Source organism: Buchnera aphidicola (Kaburagia rhusicola ensigallis) (assembly GCA_039830025.1).
Classification (GTDB): Bacteria; Pseudomonadota; Gammaproteobacteria; order Enterobacterales; family Enterobacteriaceae; genus Buchnera_B; species Buchnera_B aphidicola_AW.
In genome coordinates this window covers 362,577-374,445 of record CP140040.1, presented here as the reverse complement: position 1 = coordinate 374,445, position 11,869 = coordinate 362,577, and the positions used below count along the sequence as shown (strand labels likewise).

Genomic DNA, 11,869 nt, shown 5'->3' with positions numbered 1-11,869 from the left:
TATTATTATTAGAATATTAGTTATTAAATGACATCACGTGTTCAATTATTATATAATAGTTCATGAAATGTATTTGAATAATTTTTTGTTTAATCGGAATAGTTTTAAAAAATTTTGTGTAGTATTATTAGCTAGGGTTTTAGTATCTACTTTCTTTAATTCAGAAATTGTTTTTGCTATATAATATAAAAAAGCTGGTTGATTTTCTTTTCCTCGGTTTGGTGCGGGTGTTAAATATGGAGAATCAGTTTCTAACAATATTCGATCTAAGGGTACAAATTGTGCAACTTCGCGTATGTTTTCAGAATTTTTAAATGTTACGATACCAGAAAAAGAAATATAAAATCCCATATCTAATAATTTTCTTGCGTAATGGGTGTTTTCAGTAAAAGAATGCATAATTCCTATACATTTTTCTGCTTTTTCTTCTTTCAAGATGGTGATTGTATCGTCAATTGCACATCTAGTATGTATTAATAATGGTTTATTCAGTTTAATTGCAATACGAATATGTTGTCGAAATGATAATTTTTGAGCTTTACAGTTATTTTTTTGATAGTAATAATCTAATCCAGTTTCTCCTATAGCAATTACTTGTTTAATGTTAGAAAGTAATTCTAATTGTTTTATTTCGTTTTGATTTTGATTAAGATATAATGGATGAATTCCACAAGATAATAAAACATTTTTACTATTTTTTATAAAATTTTTTATATAATTAAAATTTTTAATAGACGTTGATACTGTCAATAATAATTTAACATTATTTTCGGCAGCTTTTTTTAATACATCTTCTATTCCTGAATGTAAATTATGATAATTTAATAGGTCAATATGACAATGCGAATCTACGAAAAACATAGTTTTTTCTCTTTTTAAAAACCGTTTTAATGTTTATATAATTTTAAAATATTTTCCCATCGTAATAATTGTTCAGTAAGTAATAATTCTGTATTGATTCCGGAAATGTTGGTTAATTGAAAATTAAAGCGAATCCATGATCTAAGACTATTATCAAGTGAAAAAAAAGAATATTTTTCTTCCAAATATCTTATTATATCTATTTTGTCTAAATTAATGATATTTCTCATATCATTGTATTTTGCTTTCATAGAATCAAATAGTAAACTACATAACCAAAAAATTTTTTCTTTTATGTTGCCTAAATTCAAATTATCTAAAATATGAAATAGGTTATCGTTTTTTATAGAATGTTTTAAGTCATGAAAAAATATATTTCGTGTTTTCCATAATTGTGTAAAAATGAATGTTTGAGCATAAATAGGCGATCCTTTATTAACACGCAATGCAATTTTAAAGATGTGTTCTTTTATTTCAGGGTGATCATTTTTTAACCAATTGATGCTAATGTTTTCTGATGGTGTGGCAATCTTGTATAACGTACATCGACTACGTAATGTTGGTAACAATGGATAAGAAAAGTAGTTCATTAATAAAAAATACGTATTTTTCGGAGGTTCTTCTAGCGTTTTTAATAAAGCATTGGTTCCGTGCTCTGTTAATTGTGATATATCAGGAAAGTATACAACTTTATTTTTACTTATTTTAGGTGTTTTAAATATTTTATTACATAACCATCGTACCGTATCAACGCCTATTATATTATTATGAGAAAATAGTTTCATATTATACCAATCAGGATGGTTTTTTGAGCTAATTAGTTGACAATTTCTACATTGATTACAGAACAATCCATTTTTCATATGATTCATACATAATAACCAAATCCCAATTTTTTTTATCAACGAAGTCGTCCCTATTCCTCGATATGCATTTAAGATAATAGCGCGATTATTTTTTTTATTTTTAAAATGGCAAACAATATTATAATAATGCGTATCTAACCACGGATATAAATTCATATATTTTTTTTAAACCAAGAATAAAATTTTTTTTCAAACATTTTTTGTACTATGTTTAAATTGTAATTAGCATTAATTTTAATAATGTTAGGACGATTTTTTATGTACTTTAAATACGTATGTCTTACTTTAATAAAAAAAGTTAATGTATTTTTTTCTATTCGATCTAATTTTTTTCTTTTTTGAATTCTTTTTAAACCAATTTCTGGGTGAACATCTAAATAAAATGTTATATCAGGAACGGGATTTCTGAAAAAAAGTGATTGTAATAATAATATTTTTTTTTTACTAATACCTCTCCCTCCTCCTTGGTAAGCTAAAGAAGATAATGTATATCTATCAATTATTATCCAAGTTCCTTTTTTTAGTTCTGGATGAATAGTTGATCTTATTAATTGCATTCTAGCTGCATAAATTAATAATAGTTCAGTCTCGCTATGAATATGTTCGTTTTTGATAGAGCATTTAATTAAGCTTCTTATTTTTTCAGATAAAGGAGTACTTCCTGGTTCTCTTAGATTTATGACATGAGTGATACCATATTTAAATAGTAATTGTTTAGTAAAATGGCACATAGTAGTTTTTCCAGACCCTTCTATTCCTTCAATAACTATGAATTTACTATTTAACATGTGTATATATTCCAAGTTAATTTTTTAACAGAAAGATAGCGATTGTCAATATTTTGTTGAATTAAAATAGTAACGGGTGTTATAAAGTTTTACTTTTTATAAAATCAAGTATTGATTGTACTGTATTAAAGTTTTCTGCTTCTTTATCTTCAATTTCAATATTGAATTCATCTTCTAATGTCATAATTAATTCAACATTATCTAATGAATCTGCACCCAGGTCTTCAAATAAATGAGATGAGTTTTTTATTTCTTCTCTTATCAATCCTAACTGTTTTGAAATAATGTTTTTGACTTTTTTTTCTATGTTGTTCATATGCATATCTTATAGTAATTTAGTAAAACGTTTTTCGTCAAAGATATTCTAAATATATAATCATTTAAACATTATTAAATATATTTTAAAAGTTTAAGGCATGTACATCCCCCCATTGATATGTATAACTTGACCTGTAATATAACTAATACGATCAGATATTAAGAATAAAACAACTTCAGAAATTTCATTAATAGTTCCAAGTTTTTTCATAGGAATTTTTGATAAGTATTTATTTATTTGACGTTGTGTTAAATGTTTTGTTATTCTTGTTTCAATAAAACCTGGTGCTATCATGTTAATACAAATACCTTTATGAGCAACCTCTAATGCTAAAGATCTATGAAACCCTATTAACCCAGATTTAGAAGCAGAATAATTAGTTTGTCCGTGATTACCTATATGTCCCATAATTGATCCTATTGTAATAATTTTTCCTTTTCTTTTTTTAGTCATGTTTTTGACAATAGGTTTGGATATGTGAAAAATGGAATTTAAATTAATATTTATAACATCATTCCATTCTTTATACGTCATATTAATTAATAATTTATCTTTTACTATTCCTATGTTATTTATTAATATATCGATGTATTTAAAGTCATTATAAATATTTTTTATAGTTTTTTCAATGGAATTAGTATTCGTAGTATTGAGAATGATACCGATGCCTTTGTTTTTTAAGTAATTATTGATTATATTTTTTCCATGTTGCGATTTAGAAGTTCCAATTACTGTGATTCCTTGATTTACTAGTTTTTTAGCAATTCCTTTTCCTATACCATGACTTGCTCCTGTAACTAATGCTATTTTTTTGAAGTTCATTATGAGTTTTGAATGATTATTTTAAAAATTTAGAAAAGACTAATTTTATTGTTAAATTTAATTTATAATATTTTGATTATAGATTTGTTTAGATTAGTTAATGTATTATTTAGTCCAGCTTCAATAAATTTTAATGTATAATTTGAGATTAGATATGTGATAGTGTTGACCCATTGTACTGGACTACATAATTGCTTCGCTAATGCTTTTCGGATAGCTGATATAGAGGTTTCGCATCGTGCATCGACATTATTAATTACTGGAAACATGGGTGTTTTAAATTTTATTTCATTGAGTATTATTGATAATTTTTTAGAAGCTTGCTTCATTAAAATGCAGTGAGAAGGAGGAGATATAGGAAGAAAAAAGATCTTTTTAGCACCATGTTTTTTGCAAATAGCACTGACTTGATGAACTACAGAAAATTCTCCTGAAATAACAATTTGATATTTAGTATTGATGCAAGCTATTGAAACTGATTGTGTGTGTTCGAAATCTTTTAATATTTTTTCAATTTTAGATTTTGTTAATCCTATTATTGCATGCATAGCTCCTTGGTTATTATTCATAGATTCTTTCATAAATTTTTTTCGAAGGATAATTAATTTTACAGCATCGTGAAACGTTAATGATTGTGAACATACTAATGCCGAATATTCTCCTAAACTATGTCCAGCTAGTATAATTGATTTATTGTTATTATTATTATTCCATAAACGATACATAGCAATGGATAATGTAAAGGTAATTAATAATTTAAATTTATTTTTATTAATTTCTTTTTGCGAATTTCTTTTTATTAACGCATTTAAGTCGTATTTAATATATTCAGAAGATTCGTCAAAAGTTTTTTTTATAATTGTGTTCTCTTTAATGAGAGACAATAACATATTTGTATTTTGTGATTCTTGACCTGGAAAGAGTATGGAGTGCGAATACATTAATGTTCCTTTTATAATGATAAATTATAAGACACAAATATTTAATATTTAATTTTATTTTTTCTAATATAAATTTATTTTTTAGCTAAAATAAATTTCATTCTAAAAAATAAATAGAGTTATTTTAATAATAATCAATCCATTTTTAATATACACACATAAATTTTAATTTCGTATATTTTAATACTGTATACATGATACATGCATAACATAAATATATATAGTGCTATTTCTTAAACAGCACTATGTGTTTTATATATAAAATATTAAACAATTAAAACATTTTTACACCTTTGTAATATTTTTTTTTGGTGACATGATGTCTAATATGAGTTTCTCCTGATTTTTTATCTATAGATAATACTGGAACTCGTATATGATCATGAGATCTACGCATTCCTCTTTTAGAACGAGTCGGTTTACTTTTTTGTACTGCCATATTTTTTCCTATTTTCTAAAAAGTGTTATATGACGAAAATATGTTGATACTGCTACATTGGTGTTATTAAAATTTTCTATAAAAATAAACATTTTATGGAATATGTGCTAAAAAATTCTTATCTTATAGGAATTCTGTAATTTTATTGGATTTAATTATTTTAAAGATTTTTTAAAATAGTTTTAAATTCTGCGTCTATAGGTGCTATTACATGAACAAATATTTTCTTTTGGGGATGAAAAAAATTAATAGAACTAGCATGCAATAATACTCTGTGAGTAGATATATTATTTTTGATTAAATTATCTAAATTGATTTTACCATATTTTTTGTCTAAAACAATTGGATGATTTACATATTGAGCGTGAACTCGAATTTGATGTGTCCTTCCAGTTATTGGAGTAATAAGCATTAAAGTGTTGTTAGCATATTGTTGTTTTATTTGAAAGTAGGTTTTTGAAAATTTTCCTAAAGTATGATTTATTTTAACAATATGATCATAATTTGATTTAGTTTTTAGTAAAGGAACAGAAACATGTTTTAGTTTTTTTGGCCAATTTCCATGTACTAAAGCTAAATATTTCTTTTGAATCTTATTTTCTCGTAGTTGTTTATGTAATGCGCATAATATTGAGCGTTTTTTAGCTATCATCAGTACACCAGATGTGCCTCTATCTAATCTATGAACTAGATCAAGATATGAGTTTTCATAATGCAATGTTCTAAGACATTCTATAATTCCGCAGCGAATACCACTTCCATTGTGTACTGCTATTCCAGGAGGTTTATTGAGTACTAGTAGATAATTGTCTTCATATAAGATATTATTAGACAATAAAGATAGTAATTTCGTATTCGCATTTGCGTTGTTTTTTTTTATATCAATATTTTTCATAGGAGGAATTCTTATGAAATCTCCAATTTTTAACTTATATTTAGGTTTTACACGTTTTTTATTAACTCTAATTTGTCCTTTTCTTAGTATTTTATAAATTGTATTTTTTGGTAATTGTTTAAACTTATTATGCAAGAAATTATCTATTCTTTGTCCTATATTGTTTTTTGTAATATATAAAAACGATACAGGAAGCATTTTATCTGTCATTGATGATCCTATATATTATAAATAACAAGTATTTTAAATTTTATGATAATGTTAATTATAATAATATCAGCGAAACAGATGAATTATAACTATAAAATTATATAATATACATTCAATATAACGAAATATGGAAATAAAGCATATTGTTTAATAGTTGAACATAACAATGTTTATATGTTAGTTACAGAATTTGATTTATAATTTTGAAAATCATTATTTTTAAGCGTTAAAAGTAATAATATTCATAATGATATTCTTCGTCCATTAAAGTCAAATTACCTAATTTTAGTAATAATATGTAATTAAACAAAAAGTAATTTATACGTAATTATATAAATTACTAAAAATTTTAGTTACTATAATTGTTAAAAATAATAGTAAGTTTTTATTTTCAACATTAAATATTTTTAATTTTATCTATATAGGGATTTAATGTATGCCCTTTCATTAATTTTAAACAAGAGAACCAGGTATAATGAAAAGAATGCTCATTAATATTACTCAAAGAGAAGAACTTCGTGTTGCTCTTATAGATGGTAAAAAATTATATAATTTAGACATCGAACACCTATGTCATAAAAAAAAAATCAAATATTTATAAAGGCACGGTAATTCGTATTGAACCTAGTTTAGAAGCTGTATTTGTTAATTACGGATCGTGTAGGAATGGATTTTTACCATTTAAAGAAATTTCTAATAAATATTTTTGTATCAATAACTTTGAAAAAATTCGTTATAACAATTTTTTAAAAATAGGACAAGAGTGTATTGTACAAGTTAATCAAGAAGAAAGAGGAGATAAAGGTGTTTCATTAACTACATTTGTTAGTTTAGTTAGTAGTTATTTAGTATTAATGCCTCATAATCCTCAAATCAGAGGTATATCCAGAAAAATTGAAGGAGACGATAGGACTTATTTAAAAAAATTGTTATTGTTACTAAAATGCCCCGCCGACATGGGATTAATTATTCGCACTGCTGGAATTAAAAAAAAACTAAGCGTTATACAGTTAGATTTAAACTTTCAATTAAAACGTTGGAGTAAAATTCAAGAAATAGCCCAAATTAATACAGCACCTTTTTTAATTCATCGAGAGAATGATATTATTATTCGAGCTTTACGAGATAACTTACATCATGATGTTGATGAAATTCTTGTCGATAATCCAGTAATATTAAATTTAGTACATCACTGTATATCCTTATTGGGAAGATTTGATTTTAAAAACAAAGTTAAACTATATACTGGGGAAAATTCTTTATTTAATTACTATCAAATAGAGTCACAAATTAATTCTGCTTTTCAACGCAAAGTAAAACTTCCTTCTGGAGGTTCAATTGTAATTGATATTGTAGAAGCATTAACTGCTATTGATATAAATTCAGCTCATTCTACTCAAGGAATAGGTATTGAAGAAACAGCTCTTAATACAAATTTAGAAGCTGTTGATGAAATTTCACGTCAACTTAGATTTCGAAATTTAGGAGGATTAATTGTAATTGATTTTATTGACATGGCAATATCTAATCATCAAAGATTAGTTGAAAATAGATTACGAAATACTATTCAACAAGATCGCGCGCGTATTCAAATTGGAGATATTTCTAAGTTTGGTTTATTAGAAATGTCTAGACAACGTTTAAGTTCATCTATAAGAGAACCCAAATCTCATACTTGTTCTAAATGTAATAGAAACGAAATCATTAAAAATGATAAGCATTTATCTCTTTCTGTTTTGCACTTGATTAAAAAAAAATTGTTTAAAAAAAAGATATAAGTGCAATTAAATTTTTTAAATAATTTTTTTACTAATGTTTTAAAAGATAAAATTATACTAATAAACTTTGACTAGGAAAACATTATTTAACAATGAAAAATATTAATATCATAAATGCATCAACATTAATAGAATTTTTTAACAGTATGATTACTGTATTAGTATAGTACTATAAAATTTTTTATGTTGTAAACAGAAATAATGCAATAAAAAATTTAATGTATAATAAAACAAGCTATATTCAAAACAGTTAGGACTCGATAACTATGTGATTTTATATAAATTATATAATGCATTCAACTAATTTTTTAAATATTCATGTAATAATCATATTGAATAAAATAAACTATGTTATTTTAAATATTATATTACTCTTAATAAAAATATATAAAATTTTTAAACATTCATGTAAATGTTATCATTTAATATATTGATATAATTTAAAAATTGTTTTATTTTAAAAAGTTATTTAGTATAGTACATCAATATATCGCAAAATATGTATTTTAAGATGAATAAAAGAACACATTGACGCTATAAATTTATTTAATATATTTTTATCTATATAAATATTAAAAAATAAAAAAATGCAAAACTTGTATCAATAATCGTTTTGAGATTTTTGATATACAAGTGTGTTTAAAATTGTATATTATAGTAAAACTATACAATTATTTGTTTTTAATTGTTCTCCCATGAAAATAAATATATCTTAGTTATAGATCATGGGATGAATTTTTTAAATCAAAAATTTTTTAGAACTTACATCAAATATTATAAATCATGCTTTTATTTTACAATTATACGTTATTATAAAAACACTATTCATTATTTAGGTTATATTAATATTTTAGTTATTATAATATTAATTTGGAATTATTTCACGTGATTTTTGGATTTGTTTTTCAATTATTTTTGCTAATCCCAAACCTGTTTCACTCATTTTTTGAGTAATAAATTGATCATATATATCTTCATATATACGTTCTTGACTTTTATCAATTAAAGTATCTTTTTGACAACCGTTTCTCATACTTTTTAACATCATATAGAGAAACAACCCTTCTATTTTTTTTGCAACGTTTATAATACTATCTTTTTTTTTTGTTTTAAAGAAGCTAAATCATCTTTATTTTCAATATTAAAATTCAAATTGGTAAAAAAATAAAAATCGTTGTTCATAATTATATAATCTCTAATTTTGCGCGTAAACATCCTACGTTTTGCATAGCTTGAAGAATTGATATTAATTCAATAGGTTTTATTCCAAGAGAATTGAGTGCACGAACTATATTATTAAGATGCGTAACTTTATTGATATATTTTATTTCATGATGACTATTATAGTTATTTAAGTCATTTTTTTTATTTTTTAAGTCATTATTGTCCATATGATTGGCAGAATTATCAGAATGATATTGTACATTTTTAGTTGCATTGATAATCATAGACATATTTCCATGTGCTACTGCACATGAATTTATTTTTACTTCATGATTCATAACAATGTCACCAGTTTTAGTATTAATAATTATTTTTGCATTTTGAATAGGCAGATCGACATCGATATCTTGAATAGTGGATAACATACGCACTTGAACAGTACTATCTTCTGGAGTGTATAATTGTATTGTTCTAGAATTCAATGCAACAGCAGTATTGGGATATTTTGTATTAATTAAATCGCTAATCTTTTGAACTACAGTAAAATCTTCATCATGAAGTTGCAAAACAACAATTTGACTTTTTCCAAAATTATTATTAATTTCTCTTTCTATTATTGCTCCATCAATTATTTTTCCGCTATTATATTGGTTTTTTATGGTTTTATTAAGCACATTTTTAGGGTAATAGATTTCATCTATTGAAACGTTTCCTTGAGCAATAGCATATATTTTATTATCAATACTTTTTAAAGGAGTCATTAATAACGTACCTCCTTTTAAGCTTTTTGCATTACCTATAGAAGAGACATTTACATCTATCTTTTGCCCTAAATGAATAAAACTAGGATATTTTGCAGTCACCATAACCGCTGCAATATTTTTTAGCTGCATATTTTTTTCTGAAGTAAACCCAATTCCTAATTGGGACAACATGTTTTGAAGTGTGTGCATAGTATATGGAATGTATTGAGTATCATCTCCAGTTCCATCTAAACCTGCAATTAAACCATAACCTATAAGTTGATTATCTCTAGTTCCTTGAATGGTCATTAAATCCCTTATTTTATCAGCGTATACGCTTGGATGTATAATAACTAAAACTATAAAAATACATTTTAATAAATATTTTTTGAACATAGAATTCCTCAATTGATTAATATCAATGATTAAATATTTTCATAACAAACATCAATAATTTACATAATGATATATAATATTTATTTTTTATTATTGATCCGTGTTAAAAAGATAAAATACTTAAAAATAAACGTTGAAACCAGCCAACATTGAGTCCTTTATTGATAAATCCATCACTGATATATTCAATATGAGCATTAGCTATTTGAGTGGAAATTACAGAATTATTTTTGGAAATAGTACGAGGGTTAACTACTCCCGAAAAATATATTTTTTCCCCTTCTTTATTAATTGAAATTTTTTTTTCCCCTGATACTTCTAAATTTCCATTTGGTAATATTTTTTCTACCGTTACGGTAATTAATCCTACAAATTGATTATTTGCAAAAGAACTTTCTTTTCCAGTAAAATTGTTCTTAAAAAAGCTATTTAATCCAGTTTGGTTTTCATAATTGTTGCTTTTATAATCATTTCCGAACGTTATTCCAAGATCAGCATTACCATCGTGAATTAAATTACTAGATAAATTATTACTTGCACTAAGGTTTTCTTGTAAAATAACAGTAAAAGTATCTCCTACGTTTCTAGGTTTATAATCTTCAAATAATGGTTCAAAATGATAATCGTTAGTGTTTGATTCTTGATAATTTGAATGATTAATCGATTTTGGCCAAATTATAGAGGAATCAGAAGATTTTAACATATTTTTGTTAAAAATTGTGTTGGGATTTAAAGCACAACCATTAAGTACTACGAGAAATATAAAGATTACATAATATCTGATTTTAAAAGTAAATAACATAGTCACAAAAATATCACCTTTAATGATCACGATTTGATAAAAATTTTTATAATGTATTATAATTGGGATAGTTTTTGTAGCATTTGATCAGCTGCAGTAATAACTTTACTATTAATTTCATAAGCACGTTGTGTTTGAATCATATTAACTAACTCTTCTGCGATGTTGACATTAGAAGTTTCTACATATCCTTGATAAAGCAATCCTGTACCATTTAATCCAGGTATTGTGACGATAGGATCACCAGAAGCTTCAGTTTCTTGATATAAATTTTCTCCTAAATTTGATAATCCGGAGCTGTTAATAAAATTAATAAGATGTAATTGTCCTATTGGCATAGGTTGAGATTGACCTTGTAAAGTAACTGTTACTGTTCCGTCTCTTCCTACCTGCATATTAACACTGTTAGATGGAAAATTGATTACTGGTTGAACAGGAAATCCACTGTTAGTTACCAATTGTCCACTTTGATCTACTTGAAAAGATCCATCTCGTGTGTAAGCAAAATCTCCATCTGGTAATTGTACTTGAAAAAATCCATTTCCATTTATAGCGATATCTTTAGAAGAATCAGTTTTAGATAAATTTCCTTGGTTGTGAACTCTTTCTGTAGATACTGGTCTTACTCCTGTCCCCATTTGAAGTCCAGAAGGTAATGTTGTATCACCAGACGATTTTGATCCTGGTTGTCGTATTGTATGATAAATTAAATCTTCAAAAATTGCTCTAGAACGCTTAAATCCATTAGTACTGACATTGGCTAAGTTGTTAGAAATTACGTTCATGTTTATTTGTTGAGCATCTAATCCGGTCTTTGCAATCCATAAAGAAGGTATCATGTACAA

General features: G+C 25.0%; 12 protein-coding genes and 1 pseudogene. 1 reads left to right on the top strand and 12 read right to left on the bottom strand.

Going from position 1 to position 11,869, the window contains the following annotated elements; all coding sequences use genetic code 11:
- Window positions 1-60: 60 nt before the first annotated feature.
- The 8 genes from U0T55_01640 to U0T55_01605 all read right to left on the bottom strand — a co-directional run bounded on the left by U0T55_01640 (window position 61) and on the right by U0T55_01605 (window position 6,141).
- Window positions 61-861, bottom strand: coding sequence for a YchF/TatD family DNA exonuclease (locus U0T55_01640; protein ID XBC42626.1), 801 nt, complete (start codon window positions 859-861; stop codon window positions 61-63).
- Between the two features lie 26 nt (window positions 862-887).
- The gene (locus U0T55_01635) at window positions 888-1,883 is read right to left on the bottom strand and encodes a DNA polymerase III subunit delta' C-terminal domain-containing protein (GenBank protein ID XBC42625.1); all 996 of its coding nucleotides are present in this window, start codon (window positions 1,881-1,883) and stop codon (window positions 888-890) included.
- Window positions 1,880-2,515 (bottom strand): dTMP kinase, encoded by a 636-nt coding sequence (gene tmk, locus U0T55_01630; protein XBC42624.1) that lies wholly within the window; start codon window positions 2,513-2,515, stop codon window positions 1,880-1,882. Before tmk ends, U0T55_01635 begins: the two co-directional genes overlap by 4 nt.
- 79 nt (window positions 2,516-2,594) lie before the next feature.
- Window positions 2,595-2,831, bottom strand: a complete 237-nt coding sequence (gene acpP, locus U0T55_01625) for an acyl carrier protein (protein XBC42623.1) — start codon at window positions 2,829-2,831, stop codon at window positions 2,595-2,597.
- Between the two features lie 93 nt (window positions 2,832-2,924).
- Complete coding sequence (gene fabG, locus U0T55_01620) at window positions 2,925-3,656, bottom strand: 3-oxoacyl-ACP reductase FabG (GenBank protein XBC42622.1); 732 nt, start codon at window positions 3,654-3,656, stop codon at window positions 2,925-2,927.
- 62 nt (window positions 3,657-3,718) lie between these two features.
- Entirely contained in the window at window positions 3,719-4,597 is an 879-nt protein-coding gene (fabD, locus tag U0T55_01615; protein ID XBC42621.1) for an ACP S-malonyltransferase, read from the bottom strand.
- Between the two features lie 274 nt (window positions 4,598-4,871).
- Window positions 4,872-5,036, bottom strand: a complete 165-nt coding sequence (rpmF, locus tag U0T55_01610) for a 50S ribosomal protein L32 (protein ID XBC42620.1) — start codon at window positions 5,034-5,036, stop codon at window positions 4,872-4,874.
- A 160-nt stretch (window positions 5,037-5,196) separates the two neighbouring features.
- Window positions 5,197-6,141, bottom strand: coding sequence for an RluA family pseudouridine synthase (locus tag U0T55_01605; GenBank protein ID XBC42619.1), 945 nt, complete (start codon window positions 6,139-6,141; stop codon window positions 5,197-5,199).
- Between the two features lie 475 nt (window positions 6,142-6,616).
- Between U0T55_01605 and U0T55_01600 the strand changes: the two are divergent.
- A pseudogene (locus U0T55_01600) lies at window positions 6,617-7,910 on the top strand (Rne/Rng family ribonuclease).
- 874 nt (window positions 7,911-8,784) lie between these two features.
- Here the strand turns inward: U0T55_01600 and U0T55_01595 are convergent.
- The 4 genes from U0T55_01595 to flgG all read right to left on the bottom strand — a co-directional run bounded on the left by U0T55_01595 (window position 8,785) and on the right by flgG (window position 11,863).
- A complete protein-coding gene (locus U0T55_01595; protein XBC42618.1) occupies window positions 8,785-8,964 on the bottom strand; it encodes a rod-binding protein in 180 nt (59 codons plus the stop codon).
- A 139-nt stretch (window positions 8,965-9,103) separates the two neighbouring features.
- Window positions 9,104-10,222, bottom strand: coding sequence for a flagellar basal body P-ring protein FlgI (locus tag U0T55_01590; protein ID XBC42617.1), 1,119 nt, complete (start codon window positions 10,220-10,222; stop codon window positions 9,104-9,106).
- Between the two features lie 103 nt (window positions 10,223-10,325).
- Complete coding sequence (locus U0T55_01585; protein XBC42616.1) at window positions 10,326-11,030, bottom strand: flagellar basal body L-ring protein FlgH; 705 nt, start codon at window positions 11,028-11,030, stop codon at window positions 10,326-10,328.
- A 50-nt stretch (window positions 11,031-11,080) separates the two neighbouring features.
- A complete protein-coding gene (gene flgG, locus U0T55_01580) occupies window positions 11,081-11,863 on the bottom strand; it encodes a flagellar basal-body rod protein FlgG (protein XBC42615.1) in 783 nt (260 codons plus the stop codon).
- Between the last annotated feature and the right edge of the window lie 6 nt (window positions 11,864-11,869).

Excerpts from the sequence above, each read along its gene's own strand:
- U0T55_01640 (XBC42626.1), bottom strand. The coding sequence starts at position 861 with ATGTTTTTCGTAGATTCGCATTGTCATATTGACCTATTAAATTATCAT.
- acpP (XBC42623.1), bottom strand. The coding sequence starts at position 2,831 with ATGAACAACATAGAAAAAAAAGTCAAAAACATTATTTCAAAACAGTTA.
- U0T55_01605 (XBC42619.1), bottom strand. The coding sequence starts at position 6,141 with ATGACAGATAAAATGCTTCCTGTATCGTTTTTATATATTACAAAAAAC.
- fabG (XBC42622.1), bottom strand. The coding sequence starts at position 3,656 with ATGAACTTCAAAAAAATAGCATTAGTTACAGGAGCAAGTCATGGTATA.
- U0T55_01595 (XBC42618.1), bottom strand. The coding sequence starts at position 8,964 with ATGTTAAAAAGTATGAGAAACGGTTGTCAAAAAGATACTTTAATTGAT.
- flgG (XBC42615.1), bottom strand. The coding sequence starts at position 11,863 with ATGATACCTTCTTTATGGATTGCAAAGACCGGATTAGATGCTCAACAA.
- U0T55_01590 (XBC42617.1), bottom strand. The coding sequence starts at position 10,222 with ATGTTCAAAAAATATTTATTAAAATGTATTTTTATAGTTTTAGTTATT.
- rpmF (XBC42620.1), bottom strand. The coding sequence starts at position 5,036 with ATGGCAGTACAAAAAAGTAAACCGACTCGTTCTAAAAGAGGAATGCGT.
- U0T55_01635 (XBC42625.1), bottom strand. The coding sequence starts at position 1,883 with ATGAATTTATATCCGTGGTTAGATACGCATTATTATAATATTGTTTGC.
- tmk (XBC42624.1), bottom strand. The coding sequence starts at position 2,515 with ATGTTAAATAGTAAATTCATAGTTATTGAAGGAATAGAAGGGTCTGGA.
- fabD (XBC42621.1), bottom strand. The coding sequence starts at position 4,597 with ATGTATTCGCACTCCATACTCTTTCCAGGTCAAGAATCACAAAATACA.